Source organism: Acinetobacter sp. LipI_19, assembly GCF_058242925.1.
Genome location: NZ_JBZAYK010000001.1, coordinates 4,164,845 through 4,184,279, shown reverse-complemented (window position 1 = coordinate 4,184,279; position 19,435 = coordinate 4,164,845). Strand labels below are relative to the sequence as shown.

20 protein-coding genes and 1 pseudogene are annotated in these 19,435 nt (G+C 36.8%); 5 read left to right on the top strand and 16 right to left on the bottom strand.

The window, feature by feature from the left end:
* Positions 1 to 7: 7 nt before the first annotated feature.
* The 5 genes from AC4CVF_RS20060 to copM form a co-directional block, all read right to left on the bottom strand.
* Positions 8 to 1,477, bottom strand: coding sequence for an efflux RND transporter periplasmic adaptor subunit (locus tag AC4CVF_RS20060; RefSeq protein ID WP_023188000.1), 1,470 nt, complete (start codon positions 1,475 to 1,477; stop codon positions 8 to 10).
* 13 nt (positions 1,478 to 1,490) lie between these two features.
* Entirely contained in the window at positions 1,491 to 2,690 is a 1,200-nt protein-coding gene (locus tag AC4CVF_RS20055; protein ID WP_023270954.1) for a TolC family protein, read from the bottom strand.
* Positions 2,691 to 2,739: 49 nt separating this feature from the next.
* On the bottom strand, positions 2,740 to 3,183 hold the full coding sequence (locus AC4CVF_RS20050; protein WP_023188002.1) for a hypothetical protein: 444 nt from the start codon (positions 3,181 to 3,183) through the stop codon (positions 2,740 to 2,742).
* A gap of 84 nt (positions 3,184 to 3,267) precedes the next feature.
* Positions 3,268 to 3,609, bottom strand: a complete 342-nt coding sequence (gene fdx, locus AC4CVF_RS20045) for an ISC system 2Fe-2S type ferredoxin (RefSeq protein ID WP_023188003.1) — start codon at positions 3,607 to 3,609, stop codon at positions 3,268 to 3,270.
* A 90-nt stretch (positions 3,610 to 3,699) separates the two neighbouring features.
* Positions 3,700 to 4,380, bottom strand: coding sequence for a CopM family metallochaperone (gene copM / locus AC4CVF_RS20040; RefSeq protein ID WP_023188004.1), 681 nt, complete (start codon positions 4,378 to 4,380; stop codon positions 3,700 to 3,702).
* A 487-nt stretch (positions 4,381 to 4,867) separates the two neighbouring features.
* On the opposite strand from copM, the gene AC4CVF_RS20035 reads away from it, so the two are divergent.
* Positions 4,868 to 5,971: a nucleotidyltransferase family protein gene (locus AC4CVF_RS20035; RefSeq protein WP_001289337.1), complete on the top strand. Its 1,104-nt coding sequence runs from the start codon at positions 4,868 to 4,870 to the stop codon at positions 5,969 to 5,971.
* On the opposite strand, the gene AC4CVF_RS20030 is transcribed toward AC4CVF_RS20035, so the two are convergent.
* From AC4CVF_RS20030 to AC4CVF_RS20005, 6 genes are all read right to left on the bottom strand, one after another.
* Positions 5,960 to 6,598, bottom strand: coding sequence for a Cap15 family cyclic dinucleotide receptor domain-containing protein (locus AC4CVF_RS20030; RefSeq protein ID WP_000530048.1), 639 nt, complete (start codon positions 6,596 to 6,598; stop codon positions 5,960 to 5,962). The two genes, AC4CVF_RS20035 and AC4CVF_RS20030, sit on opposite strands and share 12 nt — an antisense overlap.
* A gap of 68 nt (positions 6,599 to 6,666) precedes the next feature.
* Entirely contained in the window at positions 6,667 to 8,082 is a 1,416-nt protein-coding gene (locus tag AC4CVF_RS20025) for a hypothetical protein (RefSeq protein ID WP_023270956.1), read from the bottom strand.
* Positions 8,083 to 8,100: 18 nt separating this feature from the next.
* Entirely contained in the window at positions 8,101 to 9,192 is a 1,092-nt protein-coding gene (locus AC4CVF_RS20020) for a TniQ family protein (RefSeq protein WP_023188008.1), read from the bottom strand.
* 19 nt (positions 9,193 to 9,211) lie between these two features.
* Positions 9,212 to 10,063 (bottom strand): TniB family NTP-binding protein, encoded by an 852-nt coding sequence (locus tag AC4CVF_RS20015; protein ID WP_023188009.1) that lies wholly within the window; start codon positions 10,061 to 10,063, stop codon positions 9,212 to 9,214.
* Positions 10,060 to 11,949: a TnsB C-terminal domain-containing protein gene (locus AC4CVF_RS20010; protein ID WP_000999878.1), complete on the bottom strand. Its 1,890-nt coding sequence runs from the start codon at positions 11,947 to 11,949 to the stop codon at positions 10,060 to 10,062. Before AC4CVF_RS20010 ends, AC4CVF_RS20015 begins: the two co-directional genes overlap by 4 nt.
* Positions 11,942 to 12,640, bottom strand: a complete 699-nt coding sequence (locus AC4CVF_RS20005) for a heteromeric transposase endonuclease subunit TnsA (RefSeq protein ID WP_023188010.1) — start codon at positions 12,638 to 12,640, stop codon at positions 11,942 to 11,944. Before AC4CVF_RS20005 ends, AC4CVF_RS20010 begins: the two co-directional genes overlap by 8 nt.
* A gap of 114 nt (positions 12,641 to 12,754) precedes the next feature.
* Between AC4CVF_RS20005 and AC4CVF_RS20000 the strand changes: the two are divergent.
* Both AC4CVF_RS20000 and AC4CVF_RS19995 read left to right on the top strand, forming a co-directional pair.
* A pseudogene (locus AC4CVF_RS20000) lies at positions 12,755 to 13,405 on the top strand (ATP-binding protein); the annotation flags it as partial.
* A 33-nt stretch (positions 13,406 to 13,438) separates the two neighbouring features.
* On the top strand, positions 13,439 to 13,948 hold the full coding sequence (locus tag AC4CVF_RS19995) for a GNAT family N-acetyltransferase (RefSeq protein WP_419328010.1): 510 nt from the start codon (positions 13,439 to 13,441) through the stop codon (positions 13,946 to 13,948).
* A gap of 64 nt (positions 13,949 to 14,012) precedes the next feature.
* Here the strand turns inward: AC4CVF_RS19995 and AC4CVF_RS19990 are convergent, their stop codons facing one another.
* The 3 genes from AC4CVF_RS19990 to AC4CVF_RS19980 all read right to left on the bottom strand — a co-directional run bounded on the left by AC4CVF_RS19990 (position 14,013) and on the right by AC4CVF_RS19980 (position 16,076).
* Positions 14,013 to 14,783 (bottom strand): TorF family putative porin, encoded by a 771-nt coding sequence (locus tag AC4CVF_RS19990; RefSeq protein WP_419328011.1) that lies wholly within the window; start codon positions 14,781 to 14,783, stop codon positions 14,013 to 14,015.
* Positions 14,780 to 15,019: a hypothetical protein gene (locus AC4CVF_RS19985; RefSeq protein ID WP_336953630.1), complete on the bottom strand. Its 240-nt coding sequence runs from the start codon at positions 15,017 to 15,019 to the stop codon at positions 14,780 to 14,782. The genes AC4CVF_RS19990 and AC4CVF_RS19985 overlap by 4 nt, the downstream gene beginning before the upstream one ends.
* Before the next feature lie 286 nt (positions 15,020 to 15,305).
* The gene (locus AC4CVF_RS19980) at positions 15,306 to 16,076 is read right to left on the bottom strand and encodes a TorF family putative porin (protein WP_490789873.1); all 771 of its coding nucleotides are present in this window, start codon (positions 16,074 to 16,076) and stop codon (positions 15,306 to 15,308) included.
* 311 nt (positions 16,077 to 16,387) lie between these two features.
* On the opposite strand from AC4CVF_RS19980, the gene AC4CVF_RS19975 reads away from it, so the two are divergent.
* The gene (locus AC4CVF_RS19975) at positions 16,388 to 17,713 is read left to right on the top strand and encodes an OprD family outer membrane porin (RefSeq protein ID WP_336953628.1); all 1,326 of its coding nucleotides are present in this window, start codon (positions 16,388 to 16,390) and stop codon (positions 17,711 to 17,713) included.
* Positions 17,714 to 17,813: 100 nt separating this feature from the next.
* On the opposite strand, the gene ppa is transcribed toward AC4CVF_RS19975, so the two are convergent.
* Both ppa and AC4CVF_RS19965 read right to left on the bottom strand, forming a co-directional pair.
* Positions 17,814 to 18,338, bottom strand: coding sequence for an inorganic diphosphatase (gene ppa / locus AC4CVF_RS19970; protein WP_151801800.1), 525 nt, complete (start codon positions 18,336 to 18,338; stop codon positions 17,814 to 17,816).
* Positions 18,339 to 18,459: 121 nt separating this feature from the next.
* Positions 18,460 to 18,858, bottom strand: coding sequence for an MAPEG family protein (locus AC4CVF_RS19965; RefSeq protein ID WP_336953627.1), 399 nt, complete (start codon positions 18,856 to 18,858; stop codon positions 18,460 to 18,462).
* Positions 18,859 to 18,925: 67 nt separating this feature from the next.
* On the opposite strand from AC4CVF_RS19965, the gene AC4CVF_RS19960 reads away from it, so the two are divergent.
* Positions 18,926 to 19,351, top strand: a complete 426-nt coding sequence (locus AC4CVF_RS19960; protein WP_336953626.1) for a hypothetical protein — start codon at positions 18,926 to 18,928, stop codon at positions 19,349 to 19,351.
* Positions 19,352 to 19,435 lie beyond the last annotated feature (84 nt).

Sequence of the window (19,435 nt, the reverse complement as noted above, 5' to 3'; positions counted from 1 at the left end):
CCTGCTTTTAATGGTCATGAGAAGCGCCAGATTTACCCAGCTCTGCTTTTATGAGATAAGAATTACCTGCTGCATATTTTTGTCCAACTTTTAAACCCGATTTGACCTCAACAAATCCATTGAATTTCTCACCCAACTCAAGTGGACGAACTTCAAAGTCATCACCAACACGAAGAAAAACCACGTCCCAGTCACGATAGGTTTGTAGTGCATCTTCACGCACCACCATCGGTTTCATGGATTGACTTTCAAAGATTTGTGCTGAAATCAACTGACCTGAACGCCAGTTAAACTGATTCGGAATTTCAACAAAGGCTTGAGCAGTACGAGTTTTAGGGTCAATCACATCACTGATATATTTGATGCGCCCCAATGCTTCTTCCGAAGCTGTTGTCTGTGATTGGATGGTGACTTTATTACTTGTTTTCACCACATTCAATTTATCAGCAGGAATATTCACTACTGCTAAAAGTTGTGAAGTGTTGGCAATTTTAAACATCGGAGTAGATGGGTTAACATTTGTGCCAATGGCACTTAGAATTTCCAGCACTGTGCCTGACATCGCGGCACGTACTTCAATCATTCCATTGCCAGAACCACCATAAGAGTTAATGATGTTACTTAACTCATTGACACGAACATGGGCATTATCAAATTCACGTTCGGCATTAATATAGTCAATTTCAGGGGAAACACGTTTCTGCCATAAAGCCCGTTCTTGCTCCATTTTTTTACGTGTAAACTGCAAGGTATCCTGAGCGATAGTACGTTCAGCATTTAGACGAATCACATCCTGACTTTGTACGGTTGCCAATAAGTCACCCTTACTGACCTTATCACCAATCGTACGATAGGTTTTAACCAGTGTGCCACTTGCTTTAGGGGTAATAAAACTCTCAAAATTGTCTGGAAATTTAAGTTCACCTTTAAGCTGTAAGCTATTTTCAAACATCATAGGCTGAACAGTTAATACTTCGAGTCCACTACTTTTTAGACTGGCATCAGGAATATTGGTACGACCCTCTTTGGTGTCCCACCTCCATGTATGCTTTTTACCTTGATATTCCACATTGATCATCATCAAAAATGAATGTGGTTCATAAATCACTTCATTTCCAATCAGATAGTCACTTTCAGGTACAAAGCTAATATTTTGTTCCGCATCAAGACGCTTGATGAAAATATTTGCAGTCAGTTCTTGAGGCTTTAAGGGCTTATCCTTGAAATAGCCATATACACGTAAATGAGGTTCAACACCTTCCTCAAAAATCTTAACTTCCGTAGAGAAATCGCCATCTCGATATAAACGTCCACCATGTTGGCCTTTTTCATCACCTGCAACTGCAACGCTTTCCTCTACCGTTTCACCTGAATTCGCCTTTGGTTTATTACCTGTCTTATACCAAGCAATCGCACACAGGATAATCAGTAATGCAACAACACCTGTTGCAATTAAAGTATTGGTGGTTTTATTCATGTTTGTGTTCCCCCTATTCCTGTTCTAAATTGGTGACGTAGTTTTTCTCAATCTCTGCAATTTGATTTTGCAAAGCCAACCACAGGTCATAACGGGCTAACTGTTTATCCAACCAAATTTGCTTATTACTATTAAATTCCAATAGGGAAGTCTTGCCTGCCTGATAGCCCAGTTCAGCAATACGTAAACTTTCATTGGCTGCGGGTAATACCGTGCTGTCATATTGCTTGATTGCATCAATCAGGTTTGAAATCTCAACCGATTTATTTTCCAATTCAATTTTAGCGTTACGATTTGCCCAGACAGATTGGGTTTCTGCATTGGCTTGGGTAGCTTGAGCAATGGCAATATTGCCTTTATTACGATTGAAGACAGCGAGGGGAATTGAGGTGGAAACTAAAAATACCTTGTCACTGGTTTCCTGATAATTTCGGACACCAACACCCAATGTAATATCAGGTACGGCCTCTCTTTTTGCCAATTCAAGTTGTGTTTTTGCCAACTGTGTTTTTAAGACACTTTCCTGTTCCAATAAACTGACACGATTGGAAAAGTTAATATCTAGAGGCACTTCAATGGCTTGATTTGGCAAATCAGGAAGATACTTAGAGCAGAGGTTTCTCTGATATTGAATCCTCTTTAACTCATTTTGATGACGTAAAGCTGATTCTGCTGACAATGCCGAACTTAACTGGACATCAGAGGGAATCACTCGACCGAATTTTAACTTTTCAGTGAGTACATTGACTTGTCGCTTATACAAACTACTTTCAGTTGAAAAAATTTCAGCACGCTGGGTTGCAACATACCAGTTTGACAGACAAGTCCTTAATTCTGATTTAAGTTCTGCCTGACGTTTTACAATCTCAAACTGATTATTGTTGCCCTGAAATCCTGCCAGTTGTTTACGTAACTGTAACTTATTATTTAAGGGAATATCTTGAGAAAGCCCAATCATGGTAGTAGGGCCATCAAGTTCTTTAAGCTTGGAATTTCCTAAATTATCCAGCTCCATATTAAAAGTTGGATTGTTCAATCGCCCAGCATATTGTTGATTGATATCATACGCAGACTGAGATTGTTGCAAACTCTTGAGAATTACATCATTTGCTAATACCTGTTGTTGTAGTCGGGCATAATCTTGCTCTGCAAAAGCAGGTGCTGCCATGACTACCAAACCACAGGTAAGAAATATCTGATAAATTTTAGACATGACTTTACCTATACAAAAAAAATGAAAAATTATTTTTTGTATAGAAAAATCAATTACGTAAAACGATTAAAGCTTTTGTATAAGTATAAGAGTTACTAATAAAAGATTGCCTTTTCCTAAATCCAAAAGACCTAATAGGTATTTCAAAAAAACTAAGAAAAAGTAGTATAAGAGGTAGGGCAAAGCTCAAGAAGAATACAGGATCAAGAGCAAAATGTTCTTGAATCGTAATAGGCTTAACTGAATGTTGTAAAGCAGATTGATCATAACTTTTCCAATTATGATTTTTTGTATCTTCCTGAGAAATTTGATTATCATGATGAACTAGAGTCCAGTGACTTATATCTCCAGACACAATAGAAATATTTAGATCATGGTGATGGTCTAAATTTTTAGCAATTACAGGCGCCCATGTATAAACACCCGTAGTTGTTATTGAAAACAAAAACAGGACAAATACAAGAATAAGTTTTATGAACTTATTATTTGACATACTGACCAGATTCACCTTTTATCTGTACCAAGAATACTTAATCAAGTTTCAAAAGTAAATGTCTTAAAAACAAACTAGAAACACTTATTCATGATGATCTGAAATATAGTTTACCGTGTATTTGGGGATTTCTACTTCCAAGTTTTCATCTTGGACTTTAACCTGACAAGATAGTCTTGATTCAGCCGTAAGCCCCCAAGCACGATCCAGTAAGTCAGCCTCTACATCATCCATTTCTTCCAGACTATCAAACCCTTTTTTCACGACAACATGACATGTTGTACATGCACCTGATAAATCGCAGGCATGTTCTATGGGAATGCCATGATCCAATAAACTTCGACATAAATTACTTCCACTTTCAATTTCAAGTTCCGCACCCTGTGGACAAATCTTTTCATGCGGAAGAACTATAATTTTTGGCATATAACATAATCCTCAATTCATCAAATTTATAGATAAAACAAGGGGCTTTAAAAAGCCCCTCATTTAAAAGAACATCGAATAGAGAAGTATCTACTTATGTTTACTTAACCATTCATTCATCATCTTGATTTCTGATTCCTGGGCAGAGATAACATCTTCAGCAAGCTGACGCACTTCTGGATCAGAACCGTATTGAAGAACTACTTTAGCCATATCAATTGCACCTTGATGATGGGGAATCATGCCTCTCATGAAATCAACATCAGCATTTCCTGTAAATGGAACCATCATATCTGCGTGCATTTCATCATTGACCTTAATGTATGCTTGAGTTGATGGGCTATCTTCATTTTTGCTGTCAGAATGATTTTTATTTTTTGCCAACCATTCATTCATCATCTTGATTTCTGACTCCTGGGCAGAGATAACATCTTCAGCAAGCTGACGCACTTTTGGATCAGAGCCGTATTGAAGAACTACTTTTGCCATATCAACCGCACCCTGATGGTGAGGAATCATACCCAACATAAAGTCAGTATCTGCATTTCCCGTGAAATCAATACCCATTCCGCTGTGCATACGAGTATTTACTTCCATATAGGCATTTGTAGATGGATTATCTGTTTTAGCTGAACCATTCATATCATGGTGCATTGAATGGCTTTCATGTTTATTCTCACTCATTGAATTATCCTTTGGAGCGTCAGAAGAGGAACACCCCGCACTAAATACAATCGCACCGATCATTAACATTGGAACAAAGCGTTTCATGGAGTTATCCTCTTACTACAATTATGAAAAAATAATGGGTAATAAGCTCGGAAGTTATTCTTTCCTATCAGGTACATCATTACCCTTGATGTAGTAACTCTATTCTTTCCAATTATGGTAAGGTCAACACCTAATCAAATAAAAATAATTAAAAAATAAAACAATTAAAAACAAATACTTAAATACAATTAACTCCGTAGTGAGTCACAATAATCAATAGAATTAAAAAAATCACCTCCAATCACAAATAATATTTTTATATAAATATAAATGTGATATGTGTTTTCATGGTTTCACAATTATTTATTTGATTATTGGATGCACTACAAAAGACTACAAACATTCTCAAACTTTATACTTAAAAATTATCTTACTTCTCATCTTAAATTTGAGCATTTATGACAATAAAACCTTATTTATTAAAACCTTAAAATAATTATTAAGGTATAATTATTTTAACCATAACTACTATTTTTTGAGTTTCACAATGTCTGAAATTGATTTTTATAAAAGATTGAACAGATTAGAGAAAAGACGAAAAGGTACTGACCTTACATACAATGCTTTTGATAGTGTAACAGCAGGCGTAACTTCATTTAATGAGTTTGATGAATTAAAACGTACAATAGAAAAATGGCAGATTGTATCAGACAAACCATCTATCCGTTATGCAGTAGGAGCAATGCAAGAAGTTAGTAAACGTTACACAGAAATCAGTATTGAAACTGCTAAAAGAATTGAAAAACAATTAGAGCCTAGGCTGCTAAATAATCATAACATTGTCACAGAATACAGATTACAAGGGTCAGTTCCCCTAAATATTCATATCAAAGGTGTAAGTGATGTTGATTTACTTGTACTTAACAAATCACATTATCGTACAGAGGGTTATTTAGGTACTTTACGCCATGATGATATAAAAATATTAAGAGAACTCAGGAACGCGTGCACTTATGAATTAAGACAAGCATATCCTGCCGTAACAATTGATACTACTGGTGCTAAATCTATAACTTTAACAGGTGGATCACTTCCTCGGGATGTAGATGTTGTACCCTCTCATTGGGTAGAAACATATGAGTACCAACAACAAAAGCACCTTTATTTAAGAGGAGTCAATATTCTAGATAATAAAACTCCTACTACATTGATGAACTTACCTTTCAAGCATATTTTTTATATAGATTACAAATGTAAATACTATGCTGATGGAGGATTGAAAAAATCTATCCGCCTTTGTAAAACAATAAAAGCCGATTTAGTTGAAGAGGGCAAAGTAATTTACTTAAGTAGTTTTGATCTAGCCTCTATTATGTATCATTCCAATCTAGAAAATTTAAAGAAAGGTAGAACAAATGCTTTAGCAATAGTTCTTGAAACAAAAAGATTTTTTGATTATCTGTATCATAATCCAAACTATAGAAATAGCTTATATACACCTGATATGACCAGAAAAATATTTGATAGTTATCAGAAAGAAACCTCTCTCACAACAATGAGCATTGCCTTAGATAAACTCGTTACGGAAATACGTAAAGATTTGGGTTACCTATATGACGAAACCATTGGCTCTTATCCATTAGTTATCTAATTTTTCCCATAGCATTGTACCCATCGTTCTTCGACCAGTAACATTATAATATTTAGCACTGGCACTTTTATTGTCTTTATGAAGTGTCAGCTCTACAAATCCTCGATGGATACGTAACTCTTCATGATCTAAATCTTTTGGTTTATTTTCATAACTATAAAGAACTTTGTATTCTTCAATTTCGTCATAAATAATTGCAGCAGAAATACTGTCAGATGTGGAAAATTCTGTTTCTAATCTGATTCTTACTTTATCCCAACTTTGTAAAATTGTTACTTTTCCAATCCACTCTCTATTGTGCTTAATCATTTCAGAATTTTCTTCTTGGTAATCAGAGATACCTTTACATGACCATTCTCCCGAAATATCAGGATATTTCAGAATCTTGAAAAATAAACCTGTTTTCCATATCCATTTATCAAATAGAAAATAAAAAGTAAGAAATAATAAAGCAGTGATAGCACTAGAAATGATGACATTCCAATAAGGAGACAATCCACCCAAGAACTTCAGTAAAAAGTAAATCAATATCCAAGATATAAACGTAGCAAGTGAATAAACATATTTCCCTGCATGAGACCTATTGAATCCATTATGAACACAATATTCATGACCTAACTGCCCCATAAATACCCTCTGGAAGCCCAAAATTCAGTTTTAACTTTATGTAGCTACATTAGCGTTATATGGTCCAGTTACACAAGCAATTTAGGTATCCAATATTGCTGATCACCAAACCTCACTTCAAAACCATCATTCAGCCCCCTATAATTAATACTATCCATTTGATTAAAAAAAGATTTATCTAAATTATGAAAATACATCAATCCTAACTTTATCCACTCTAGTTCATTAAAATTTTCCTCTGGGGCTTTCATGATGGCCAACAATTGTTTTTCCAGTTTCTTCATATTACTTTTTTCTGTTATTTTTTCATCTAGTACCCATGACGTATCAAGGTTCGTATCATAATTCTTGTTTAAAAAATTAAGAAAGCCAACAATAGCGGAAGCTTGCCCAGGAGACTTAAATAAGTAATATTTTACATGCCACATTGTTGGTAAATCTAATCGTGATTGACTTACCAACAGCATTAAAGCTGATGCTGGTTTCATGGCTAAACGGGCAGAACGTATACTCGTTTTCCCTAAATCTATTTTATTTATTAAAACCTGATAGTAGTTCTGAAGAATTTGGGCTGAAAGCGATGAACCAGGACATGAGTTCGCCAGTTTTCTCAGTTGGTCAAATTCAGAACAGTGGCCTTTAGATTGGGTATCTATATGCAGGTGATGTACTGCAACCAACCACCGGATGGGCAGCTCATATTTGCGTAAACCACTTGTTCTTAGTCTATGTAATAAAGAGTCATTGTCTGGGATCTGATCTCTCCAAAGATCACTGGTCTTTTCAAAAAAATGAATATGTTTACGAATTAGTAATGCAGCCTTATGCGGTCCAACCTCATGATCAAGCCAACTCATATAATCTTTAAAGTAACCTTTGAGGCTTGGGTTTATTAATGTATTAACCAGTTCCTTAATCCTATTCCCCAATATTCTTCGCCATGTACATAATTCACAGTATTTCCCATATCCAGCAGGAATCTGTTGCTGGCAAGTTAGACATTGAAGTGGTGGACAGGTCAAACATTTCTTACAAAGCATTTTGCCTGACACAACATCCTGTTCAATCAACCTATATCTTCTACAACTTTGGCATGTCTGGTAATCACGGGTTGCACACTTTGGGCAAACTCTTAAATTATCTCCAAAACGGCTGATACGAGATAAGCGTTGTGATGTCACACCACACCGTTCACAAGCTTGAAACTCTCTAAAATAAACTGAACAACTATTACAAACAGGGCCTTGCTCCGTTATTTTTCCTATAGGGTAATCAATACGCTGACATCTAATGCAAGGTCTATTGGTTTCACATTGTTGGCAAACGGCCAAGTTATCAGCTTTATATAATCTGGAACTTTTACCACACGATGGACAATCCTGTTTTTTAAAAACTCGTACATAGCACTTATGGCAATAGTTACGCTGTTTATAAAGTCGGTGTATCTTTTCAACCGCATCACCACATTCATCACACTGAGGCATGGTGTTGTCCCCCAAAAGTTACCCTAGTTTTCTTTTTAATCTTAAAAACTTTCGTATTACAGTCTCCTTACTTTTAGGTTTAAGGGTATCTACCAATGCTCTATTTGGAGGGTAGTTCCGATAAATCGAGCCTAATTGTTCTTCAACAGGCCTTAATATGGCTGGCAACTGGTTTCTCTTATCCCAAAATGAAGACCTGTTCATATTTAAAGATTTTGCTGTTTCAATAAACTTTTCCTGAGGAATAATGAGTAATTGATAAATACAGGAAAATAGTCGTTCTCTCTCGGTAACTGGAAGTTGGTTAACAGCCAATCCATTCGATATAAGCTCAGGATGGGGCACCTGAATTCTGAGTTGTTCAAGAAATGCCCATCCTTTTCCATTTACTGAGCCAGCTAAAGCTTTTCTAATAAATTGTGAAAATAACTTAATCACCGTTAACCAATCAGTTACTGAAATCAACTTGTCTTGATAGGTTGCACAGCCTTGTTTCAAGAATTGATCAAAGATTTTTTGGAATGCCAAGGCATGACAATCCACAAGGCTTTTATTAACTTCCAATAGACTTTTTTTACATATTGAACAGCAAGTCATAACCTGATCAGGGGCTTCAAGACGTCTAGGCTGAATAGCATTATGGCAATGAGGACATTGATCATGTAAACGCTGATCATGTTTTATACAACCTGTATGCCAGGCAAAACGCCAAGGCAGACGGAAATAGGCAACATTATCCTCAGATAGACACTCAGGACAATATTGCCAGCCACCTCGATGCTTACGATTTCTTGTACCTAATACCAAGTACCATGCATCAAAAGTTTGATTATCCAGATTATATTTAATTAAAAAATTGCGAAGCGTAGCAGAATTAAATTGGCTTTCATCAATTTTTGTCTTATTGATCAATACCTGTACTTGCTCTGCACTTAAACCACGATCTACATCTACAGACCAGATTCGCCATTTGGGCCAAAGTACTCCAGTTAAACTTAATGGGTCACAACCACTGTCAAGTGCGGCACGTATCAACCAAGAAGATAATGCCTCATCTTGCTTTAAGTCCGTGGGAATAAACCATGAATGGATTTCTGTTGCACTTATCATACCTAGTCCTCCACATTGCTTATTTCACACTTTCTAGCAAGCTACGGTCGATAAACTCCTGACCAGAAACAACAGCTTTCTTTGCGGCTTCCCGTAAAATCGTTCGCAGATTACCTAAGTTTCCATCTGTAATATCATGCAGATATTTTACTGTTGCTGGTTCAGCCAGTTTTGAAGCCTGTTTGAGGGGAAGAACTTTCTCAAATTTATTTACCATAGCTTGAAAGTCTTTATCTAGTTTCCATAAGGGCAAATTAACCACACGAAAACGGCTGACATGCTGTGGATCAGTACGCAGAACACTAATTGCTTCTTCTGTACCAAACCCAACAATGGGTATCTGTGTTTCATTACACAAATACTTAATCGCATTCATTACTGTTCTTTGCTTAATCGGACTGCCACATAATAGAGAATTCATTTCGTCGATAATGAGGAGCTTTACCTCATAAAGTTTAAGGCAATGGACCACTTGGTAACGTAGCTTCGCAACGGGATCTCTTTCTCGAAAAGGAACCCAGAACTTATCAAGAATAGCCATATACAGAGCTTTTTCATCAGGGGAAACAGGTGCCTGTACAATGATTACAGGTTTTACTGCATTATTTTCTGCATTGACATAACCCTCCCCATACAGCTTAAAGAACTGGTTAATAATTGAGGTTTTACCATTATTTGGCTTACTCAATACCAGTAAGTTGGGCATACGGCTCCGCTTAGGAAGTGTCAGGAATCCTTTCAATTGGTCTAACAAGTCATTGGCTGCTGGATACCCAATCCATCGGTCCTCTTCCAGGAAGTAGAGTCTGTCCTCATTAGACTGTTCCACAATAGGGCGAAACTCTTGAAAAACATGTGAATAGTTACTCATGAAATATCCTCATCATTTTCCAGCTCATCGAGAGGCAATAAACCATATACGTTTTCAAGCTGTTGCTCCAAAATCGTACTCTCTTGTTGAGGTTTTTTGCCCTGAATTGAAGCAGGGTTAACACTCTGTTGATGTTGGGTACTGCGCTGATGTGATCTGCGAGCCCGTCGAGTTTTAGTACTTGCCTCCTGAACACGCTCCCGAAGTTTAGCTAGAGCCTGTCCAAGTTCATGATCTTTTAGATATTCGCCAGTTTCCTTTTTCAGTTCCTGAATCTTTTTGTGTTCCCAAATACTAAATGGTGGAATACTTTGATCCGCTAAAGGAACCTTAAAATAATTTTTGATTTCGGGATCAAAGAACCATATCTCACTAATATTTCTTGGATCACGCCTAAAGATAAATTTACGTTTTTCCTTTTGATTATCAGGGTCTACAGCATTAATCCAACCTCTTAGTACATCAGCATAATAAGCAAGACCATCAATTGTTACACCTGTTGTTTGAATCGTCCTTTCAAAACTTGGTAGAAAATCAAGAAAGAAATTATGATCATTTGCAGGCAATCTAGCAGCTCCAGAACCTAACGTGTTTTTATCACCAAAGATACCTAACTCAAAAGCATGTAGTGGAGAAGTACCTAAAGCAGAGTGTTTCCTTTTGTGGTAAACATTACAGATAAAATCAATCAGCCAGTCCTCAAATTCGGAGAATGTGAAAACTGCTTCCGCATCTGAGTTATAACCTTTTCTTTCAAAAATATTTGAAAAAGTTGTTCCTGGAACTGCGTGAATATCGGTTGCAAATGTTCCCATCAAACGTTCAATGTGCCCGCCAAAACGTGGTTTTTTAACTGGTCGGTATTCCAGACGAATATCATGTGCCATACAAGCATTTCTGAAAGTTTCTGAGTGAAACTCAGGTCCATTATCGACATGAATGGTGTTCATAATTCCCCAGACAGGCCATTCAGCTTGAATCTTGCGAGAAGCTAGCCATTTCTCTTTGGGCAGTACAGCTTGAGAAACGCTCATTGCAATAGACATAACAGAGGGAGCATCTAATGATAAGTAATATCCCACAACTACCCTTGAACGCACATCAATTGCCAACGTAAGAAAAGGTCGTCCTATAGGACACCTGCTAAAATCATCAACCAGAATAAGATCAACAGGCGTATGGTCAATCTGTACGACGGCAAGTGGATAATCAGCATGAGGGAATTTCCCTGCGGCAGGTGTAAATTTGTTATCGGCCTTTTCCTTATGTCCCCTCTTACGAAGAGAGTCTCTCTGGCTAATCGCTGCAATACGATTTCTTACTGTATTGGCATGAGGCACCTCTAGGATATGGTATTCATGACATAAGCGTTTCACTTCAAGTACAACTTTTTGAACACTTATTCTTTGATTAGTTAGGTATAAATCCTTGATGGCTTTTTCAATGATTGCTTCAGCATGTTTATTAATTATCTTCTTGCCTTGTGGCAATCCCTCTTTTCTGGGCCGCAATCCATCAATAGTTCCATATGCCTTATAGATTTTTAACCATCTATAGATAGTGGCTGGATTAATATCATGTTCTTGGGCTCGTAACTCTACTTCCTTACGACCACTCACGCCTCCCTCAATGAAAGGTCGGATGATGTTGAAACGTCTTTCAGCCTCAATCCAGTCTTTATCAGCGATGAGTTCTAGATCTTCATACTGTTCCACAGCTATTGATGGCCTTAATTCACTGATAGCCGCGATACTTTTCCTGCCAGTATTATTGTTTTCAACAAAAACCGATTTTAGGTCAATGACTTCAATAATCGTATGGGGAATCCCTTTTATCTGAACCGGTTCCCCAGCAGCTATTTTGATATTCACACGTCTATCATTCATGACAACTCCCATTTACCCAAAGTTCAGTAGATGGCTGTAAAGGCATACTTAAATCGCAAACCAGATAACCATGAGCAACTAAATACCAGATTTGACTAATTCCATTGGCTCTGTCCCATTTTCCAAGAAAATGTCTGGCTAATAGAGTCTCAAAAGTTACTGCTCCTCGATCTCTCACATAATCCAATAAGTGCTTTGAATCAGCAGGGGGAAATTCCATCTTTCGGTACTTTTGTAAAAACATGGCATTCGACCATAACTGGTCCCGAATACGCCCCTCATGTGCAATATGAAATTTCCAACCCTCTTCTTTGCATACCCTCATTGCAGCACGATATCTAGCTTTCCATAGATGCAAATTAAGTTGCAATTCATCTGTAGGTTTTACTTCAACCAGTTTAGGTGCAATAAATGGAAGAAAATCATCATGCTTATAAGTTACCAGGTAGTCAGGGGTGTAAACTCGTTTCTGTCCATTATCAAAATACTCAATGGTAAATGGTTGAGACTCAACAGCAAGAACATTGGGATCAACCTCTAATCGAATAAGGAAATCCCGTTCAAGAGTTGATTCAAAGGCAACTGCGGAATCTTTTTTAAAAGGATATAAACCAGATACACTGATACGTGTATTACCAATTTTTCTTCGAGCTGGTACGATGTTAACGGTGTCGCATGATTGATTGTTCATTCTGGGTTCCGTTGCATAGTTCTTTATAAAATTTGTCGCATAGTTCTTTATAAAAGGTGGTCTAAGTCTTTGACCCTAGCTTATATTGTCGCATAGTTCTTTGTAAATGACAGTGGTTCAAATCCAAAACCAGGAGAGATTACCCTGGCGCATTTAGGTGTGCTATTTTTAGATGAGTTGCCTGAGTTTGATAAAAAAGTACTCGAAGTTTTAAGACAACCACTTGAATCTAAAGAAATCGTTATTTCTAGAGCATCACGCCAAATTACATTTCCTGCAAACTTTCAATTGATTGCAGCAATGAATCCCTGTCCTTGTGGTTATGCTTTTAATCAGGACAGTCGATGCCAGTGTTCTGCTGAAGCAATTAAACGCTATCAAAATAGAATCTCAGGTCCATTATTAGATCGTATTGATTTACATATCGATGTGCCACCATTAAAGGCACAAGAGCTACAAGATCAGACACCTGTAGAAGATTCTACTACAGTACGAGAACGGGTGATTGATGCTTTTGACTTCCAAATCAAAAGACAAGGTCATTTAAATCACAGCTTATCGCCAAAAGACTTAGAAAAATATGCGGTTTTAGATGAAAAATCCAAGCAAATGCTCGAAATGGCACAACAACGTTTAAATTTATCTGCACGGGCGTATCATCGTATTTTACGTGTCTCAAGGACTATTGCAGATTTGGCTCAAAGTGAGCAAATCCAAAGTGCGCATTTAACTGAAGCCTTGTCATATCGTGGAACTCAATCTTAGAATCTAACCTATGACATTTAGAAAATATATAGCATGCTAAATTTAAGCCTACGCAACGAACATGCAGAAGACATTGAAAATATTTTCAATCTCACTCAACTGGCTTTTCTAAATGCAACGCATACCGACCATACTGAACACTTGATCGTCAATGCACTCAGGGATGCAAATCAATTAACTATTTCAGTTGTTGCTGAATTGGATCGACAGATTATTGGGCATGTGGCGATTTCACCTGTTGAAATTTCTTCTGGCGCACAACATTGGTATGGCTTAGGCCCAATTTCAGTTGCACCAGAATATCAACAACAAGGTGTTGGTAAAGCTTTAATCCAACACGCATTACAGCAGTTACAACAACTCAATGCAGCAGGATGTGTTGTGCTTGGAGATCCTGCCTATTATTCCAAATTTGGCTTTCAGCCACACGCCAGTTTGATTCTTGACGATGTGCCTGCTGAATATTTTCAAGTCCTTGCTTTTAACCAAAGCATTCCACATGGAACGGTAAAATATCATCCAGCATTTGAAGTGAAAGCCTAACTGATTTCAAAATCGCAAAAAATAAAGGTGACTCATGGTCACCTTTATTTATTTTAATTTGCTCTTAGAAAGCTTTAGTTAAAGTAAACACGGCACCTGTTTCAACACCACGTTTCACAGAATTAGTGAATCCATCAGTATCAATATTGGTTCCGACTGCAGCAAGTTCCGCAGTTACCCCAGGAATAGATTTAACCGCATAATTCACCCCAACTTTCCAGTCGACATAATTGTCTTTACCATCAGGTAATGCTTTTTCATCCATTGTAGTATAGCCAACATTAGCAAGCCCACCGAAACCAGTATCACCAAATGGAGCTGAATAGCCAACGTTAAAATTCCAACTGTTGCCACCGACTGCTGCCCAGTCATTGGTATAGTTCACATTGGTCAATAGACTACTGCCTTTAATCAAGACGTCTGCAAATATTAATTTTGCATAAAACTCAGTCCAGTTAAAATCACTGCTTGCACTTGGATAATTATATTCAACAACACCAACATCCAAAGTTGGTTTAAAGGTTGGAGATAGCGCCAAGGCTGTTGTATAACCAATAGAAGGATCTAATTCTAAATGTGGATCAGATGAACCAAAATTCACATTTGAACCCCAAAGACCCGCATATAAACCAGAACTATGCGATAAGGTAAAACCCGCTTGTACTGCTGGGTCGCTTAATGTTTGAGTCATACCGCGGAAACGATAGTCACTCGTTACGGCAGCACTACCTGCAAAGCTTAAACCTAATTTTGACAGTGCGTTGTCTTCCGCCATTGCCATTGTTGCTGTAGACGATAGAACTGCCAATGTTAGTGCTTTAGTTGAGAATTTCATCTTGAGTGCTCCCCCATCATACGATGTTTATTTGTTATGCTAAAATTTGATGAACTCCCTAAGCAATTAGCAATTGCCATGCCAAAATGAAACTCAAGCTTTTTATAAAATTCAGAAATACATATTAATATTTTTATAATCAATGTTTTAGAATTAAAATATTGTGGATAATTTTTTTTATTCTTCAGCTGTTGAACATATGCTATTTCAAGCATCACTTGATGGAGCTGATTCATATTGACCTACTTTAAGCATGGTTTTAATGCAAAATAGTATGAAAAATCTGAGCGTAAATTTTCTATAAGGTGCTTTATTGTTGTCATAAAAAACGTATAAATATTACTTTATGCTTTTCATATCAGTTTATTGTAATGGTGCATATTGTTCTTTTGCTCAAAAAAAGCACACAGTTTTAAAAACGCCTAAAAAAAGTGCATTCCTTATCTTCGGTCATACACTTTGATAAAATAAGGAAGGCTAATTCTCAGGCATATTCTTCTTATTAAAAACTATAAGTTAATCTTAAAAACTATAAGCCAAACCAAATAACATATTGTCCTTATAACCTTCACCCAAACGATCTTTACCACCGATCACATAGTCTAATGAAGCAGTAACACCTGTATTGGCAATGGTTTTACTAAGCCCCAAGCGCATTTCGCTCAATGTGAAATCCTGTTCTGTCTGCACAATACTGTCATCACGATGACTGTTATAAAGAGATGCACCAATAGAAGTGTTAAAAATAAAATCTTGAGCCAAAGCATGACGATACGCAATGCTTAGATAAATATCACCAGCATTGGCAGAGGATGCATCAGCTAACACCACTGAAGCACCTGCGGTTAAATTTTTATAACTCAGTTCAGCAGATAGATCTGTATATGTAGTTTTACGATGATCTGCTTGATCTGCATAAATAGTACCGCCTTTATGATAAACATATGCGGTGGTTCTTAAGTTATAGCTCCAATTTTGCGCAACTTCCTGAGCATAAGCCAAATAAAAATTATTTTCAAAACCATGATCTTGCATAACATCTGTAGGATTATAGCTCAGTGTAGAACCCCAATAGCCAAACGTGATGCCACTTTTATGTGCATAACTTAAACCACCTTGAACAGCAACATCATCATTTTCAATTCCTCCTCGATAGATATACTTAGATACCAATCCCACATTTCCAGAAATCATGCCATTTTTAACCAAAACATTTGCTTGTTGAGCAAATGCTGGGCACGACGCTATACAGATAGGGATTGCCCATAATAGTTTAGAAATAAGTGAATTCATGATAACAAATGGGTGGGCGTATAAAAATAAAAGCGAATTTTACTGTGTTTTTAAATTTTTGGTAAAAAACATGGAGATAAATTCAGCATATTTTCCAATTTATTTCATATTTCACACAAAATTAGTATTTTAATAACTCTTTAGAAATTTTTTTCATAAGAAAAGAAATTAATATTGTGTAAAAGATTACAGAAATGTAATATTTTTAAGCAAAAGAGATTCCCTTTTTATAGATTAAATATACAATTCATCCACAATCTGTTCTGAATTCGATCAGTCAGTGCAATCTATTCTCGTTCACGAGGCAATTCATGTTGAATGCTCCAAAACTTACTTTAGCTGTATTAATTAACGCGGTTCTAATATCCCCTACATTTGCTAGCGAACAAAGTGATGCAAAAGGGTTCGTTGAAGATGCCAAAGGTTCTGTATTGTTTCGTACAGGCTATATCCTTCGTGATAAAAAACATGGTATTGACGATCAAAGCTCATTTGCACAAACTGCAATTGTCGACTTAGATTCAGGCTTCACTCAAGGTATCGTCGGTTTCGGTGTTGGTGTGGTTGGCGATGGTTCTTTTAAAATCGGTCCGAACAACCATGCTGGCAATAACATGATTGCACTCAAAAATAATGGTGCAAGAGATGCAAATGGACGAGTTGATCCATATGATCATTGGGCACGTGGTGGAGCAAATGTAAAAGCTCGTTTCTCAAATACGACTGTACGTTATGGTACTCAAGTTTTAGACCTCCCTGTACTTGCAAGTAATACAACACGTCTTGTCCCTGAATATTTCACAGGGACATTATTAACCAGCCATGAAATTAAAAATTTAGAACTAGTTGCGGGTAAATTCACCAAAGACCAAATGTCTGATCAGATCAAAACAGATGGTAATAAATTGGATGATGCGATTGTTTGGGGTGCCAAATACAAATTTGATGACCAGCTTACTGCATCTTATTATGGTTTAGACTCTAAAAATGCCTTAGAACGTCATTATATTAATGCCAATTATAAATACCCATTAGCAAATCAAAGTTCTTTAACTTTTGATTTCAGTGGTTATCACACCAAGTTTGATAAAAATGCCAACACCTATTCTGCAACTGGTCCTGTCGATGTTGATTACTCAAGCACAGGTAAAGCAGGCGTAGAAAAAACCAATAATATTTGGGCATTGTCTTCTACTTATAACCAAGGTCCACATACTGTTATGTTGGCTTATCAACAAAATACAGGTGATGTCGGTTATGACTATGGTCAAAATGCTGATGGTTTCCAAAGTATTTATCTACCAAACTCTTATATGTCTGATTTTATTGGTAATCATGAAAAATCAGCTCAAGTTCAATACAACCTAGATTTTAGCAATTATGGTGTTCCTGGCTTAAATTGGACCACAGCATTTGTGTATGGTTGGGATATTAAAGTCCGCAATGTCACTGATGATGCACAAGAACGTGAATTCTTTAATCAGGTGAAATACACCATGCAAAGTGGTTTTGCAAAAGATGCGAGCTTACGTCTACGTCACTCTTACTACCGTGCAAGTGAAGCGTATAATCCTGTCTACATTGGTGATACCAATGAATGGCGTATTTTCTTAGATATTCCTGTGAAATTTTTCTAATTTAGAATAAATCCAAAGAAACAAAAAACCTGCATTTAATAATGCAGGTTTTTTATGGGTTTAAAGATTATTTTATCTTTAAACTTCGCTTAAATCAGGATTATTTCGCAGCTTCAATTGCTTTCAATACTTCAGCTTTTGCAACTTCTGAACCTTCCCAACCTGTCAATTTAACCCATTTACCAGGCTCTAAATCTTTATAATGTGCAAAGAAATGCTCAATTTGGTTAATTAACAAAGCTGGAAGATCTGAATATTCTTTCACATCTTTATAAAGTGGAGTCAATTTGTCATGTGGAACTGCGATAAGCTTCGCATCAATACCACCATCATCTTCCATATTTAATTTACCAACAGGACGACAACGAATCACTGAACCATGTACCAATGGGTGTGGAGTTACAACCAATACGTCTAATGGGTCACCATCTTCAGACAAAGTATTTGGTACATAACCATAGTTCGCTGGGTAGAACATCGCTGTACCCATGAAACGATCTACAAATAAAGCGTCTGAATCTTTATCTACTTCATATTTAATCGGTGCAGCATTTGCTGGGATTTCGATAATTACATAGATGTCATTTGGTGCATCTTTACCAGCAGGAATATTGCTATAGCTCATAGGATACTCTTTCAAGTGAGGTCTTATTTAAAATCTTGTCGATTATAACGCTAAATTGCGCAAACAGATGCGGATTATACATTTTGCATCATCAAAATGAATGAATTTTATCAAAAACTACTTAGACCATTCGAATAACCAATAACAATAAAATAATTGGGCAAGCTACGGACAAAGCCCAAATGATGGTCCGTAGTGCTGAAATATTAGCAAGATAGCAAATCCCATAAATAATGCGTAAAACAATATAGGCGATCCCTAACATCATAATCAAATGTTGTGAGACCACCATGTATTCAGCCATCAGAATCGCAGCAATAAATAAAGGTAGGCTCTCAAAACTATTCTGCTGTACTGCATTGGCACGTGCAGCTAAACCCGTGGTTTTTGCTAAAAATTCACGCGGATTCTGATTATCAGCAGCTTTAAAGCCACCAGATGCTTTCGCAATAATGGTAAAAACATAAGGAAGTAAACAGGCAATTAGAATTAAATATATGATGCCATCTATCCCAGACATGATTTTTTCTCATGAAGTGTTAATGCGAGTTATCATAGCATGGCATGAACAGAATATTTTTTGTTAAATGCAGAGTTTTGCAAAATTGTGTAGTGAGGACAATAACGTGCAACCAGATCAAAATGAATTGTTTGAGGTTTTAGAAAAGCAGCGCCATCAACAAGCTGAGATTGATCGTATTCTTAAAATTGTATTGCCAATTTTGGCTTTTCTATTATGCGTGATTTGTGCAAATTATAATTGGCAATCTACCTTGGGAACGCTCGTCGTTCTGGTGGCGGCCTTTTTTGCCGTCGGCATAAAGCGTATGAATCTATATTTTTGGTTAGCCATTATTATCGTGTACTGTTTAATTGATATCTATTTTAGCTATGGCAGTATTAACCCCTCAGCACTAGGTCGTCAAATGGGAACCATGCTGACATTTACAGGGATTGTTGGCTTAAGCCGCCCCTATATCGATGGTTGGTATATTCGTTCTCATAAAAATTAGATTTTGAATTGAACAAATATACCTAGCTATTATTTTCGATAGAACATAAAAAAGCGCCACGATTGGCGCTTTTTTATGTTTAAT

What these genes read in the sequence shown, in the direction of transcription:
- AC4CVF_RS20060 (WP_023188000.1), bottom strand. Translation starts at nt 1,477, where the DNA reads ATGAATAAAACCACCAATACTTTAATTGCAACAGGTGTTGTTGCATTA.
- copM (WP_023188004.1), bottom strand. Translation starts at nt 4,380, where the DNA reads ATGAAACGCTTTGTTCCAATGTTAATGATCGGTGCGATTGTATTTAGT.
- AC4CVF_RS20050 (WP_023188002.1), bottom strand. Translation starts at nt 3,183, where the DNA reads ATGTCAAATAATAAGTTCATAAAACTTATTCTTGTATTTGTCCTGTTT.
- AC4CVF_RS19980 (WP_490789873.1), bottom strand. Translation starts at nt 16,076, where the DNA reads ATGAATTCACTTATTTCTAAACTATTATGGGCAATCCCTATCTGTATA.
- AC4CVF_RS19985 (WP_336953630.1), bottom strand. Translation starts at nt 15,019, where the DNA reads ATGAATCAGCTCCATCAAGTGATGCTTGAAATAGCATATGTTCAACAG.
- AC4CVF_RS20015 (WP_023188009.1), bottom strand. Translation starts at nt 10,063, where the DNA reads ATGAGTAACTATTCACATGTTTTTCAAGAGTTTCGCCCTATTGTGGAA.
- AC4CVF_RS20055 (WP_023270954.1), bottom strand. Translation starts at nt 2,690, where the DNA reads ATGTCTAAAATTTATCAGATATTTCTTACCTGTGGTTTGGTAGTCATG.
- AC4CVF_RS20010 (WP_000999878.1), bottom strand. Translation starts at nt 11,949, where the DNA reads ATGAATGATAGACGTGTGAATATCAAAATAGCTGCTGGGGAACCGGTT.
- AC4CVF_RS20020 (WP_023188008.1), bottom strand. Translation starts at nt 9,192, where the DNA reads ATGATAAGTGCAACAGAAATCCATTCATGGTTTATTCCCACGGACTTA.
- AC4CVF_RS20025 (WP_023270956.1), bottom strand. Translation starts at nt 8,082, where the DNA reads ATGCCTCAGTGTGATGAATGTGGTGATGCGGTTGAAAAGATACACCGA.
- AC4CVF_RS19975 (WP_336953628.1), top strand. Translation starts at nt 16,388, where the DNA reads ATGTTGAATGCTCCAAAACTTACTTTAGCTGTATTAATTAACGCGGTT.
- AC4CVF_RS20005 (WP_023188010.1), bottom strand. Translation starts at nt 12,640, where the DNA reads ATGAACAATCAATCATGCGACACCGTTAACATCGTACCAGCTCGAAGA.
- AC4CVF_RS19965 (WP_336953627.1), bottom strand. Translation starts at nt 18,858, where the DNA reads ATGTCTGGGATAGATGGCATCATATATTTAATTCTAATTGCCTGTTTA.
- ppa (WP_151801800.1), bottom strand. Translation starts at nt 18,338, where the DNA reads ATGAGCTATAGCAATATTCCTGCTGGTAAAGATGCACCAAATGACATC.
- AC4CVF_RS20035 (WP_001289337.1), top strand. Translation starts at nt 4,868, where the DNA reads ATGTCTGAAATTGATTTTTATAAAAGATTGAACAGATTAGAGAAAAGA.
- fdx (WP_023188003.1), bottom strand. Translation starts at nt 3,609, where the DNA reads ATGCCAAAAATTATAGTTCTTCCGCATGAAAAGATTTGTCCACAGGGT.
- AC4CVF_RS19960 (WP_336953626.1), top strand. Translation starts at nt 18,926, where the DNA reads ATGCAGAGTTTTGCAAAATTGTGTAGTGAGGACAATAACGTGCAACCA.
- AC4CVF_RS20030 (WP_000530048.1), bottom strand. Translation starts at nt 6,598, where the DNA reads ATGGGGCAGTTAGGTCATGAATATTGTGTTCATAATGGATTCAATAGG.
- AC4CVF_RS19990 (WP_419328011.1), bottom strand. Translation starts at nt 14,783, where the DNA reads ATGAAATTCTCAACTAAAGCACTAACATTGGCAGTTCTATCGTCTACA.
- AC4CVF_RS19995 (WP_419328010.1), top strand. Translation starts at nt 13,439, where the DNA reads ATGCTAAATTTAAGCCTACGCAACGAACATGCAGAAGACATTGAAAAT.